Raw genomic sequence first — 463 nt, 5'->3', positions numbered from 1 at the left:
GTAGATCAGCAGATAAAAGAGGGAGAACAGACAAGCAATGTGAAAGCAACCTATATGGTAAAAGTCCATGTGGAGGCTGACGGGGATATGGTAATCGTTCAGAACCCTACCCTTGCACCAGCAATCGAAAAATCAGACTATGAGCCTAAGACACCAGAAGCAGACGCAAGTGTAGACGCTGATACTGTAAACGACGCTACCGCATTTCTGGAAACATTCTTTAAGCTGTACCCAACAGCCACAGAAAAAGAACTTGCCTATTATGTATCTGGTAATGTACTTGAACCTATCGGCAGGGACTACCTTTATTCTGAATTGGTAAACCCTATCTTCACAAAGGACGGGGACAATGTGAAAGTCAAGGTTGCCGTGAAATTCCTTGATAATCAGACAAAGGCGACGCAGGTGTCGCAGTATGAGCTTGTGCTACATAAGGATAGTAACTGGAAGATTGTAGGATAAA

General features: G+C 43.6%; 1 protein-coding gene. It reads left to right on the top strand.

Annotated elements, in window-relative coordinates; all coding sequences use genetic code 11:
• Positions 1–462, top strand: a 462-nt coding sequence (locus tag LJE11_RS20945; protein WP_227296425.1) for a conjugal transfer protein, incomplete at its 5' end; no start/stop codon positions are given.
• Position 463 lies beyond the last annotated feature (1 nt).

This window comes from Blautia sp. DFI.1.216 (assembly GCF_020594215.1).
GTDB classification, from domain to species: Bacteria; Bacillota; Clostridia; order Lachnospirales; family Lachnospiraceae; genus Blautia_A; species Blautia_A wexlerae.
Note: the sequence above shows the minus strand (reverse complement) of the source record. Positions and strands in the feature narration are given on the sequence as shown.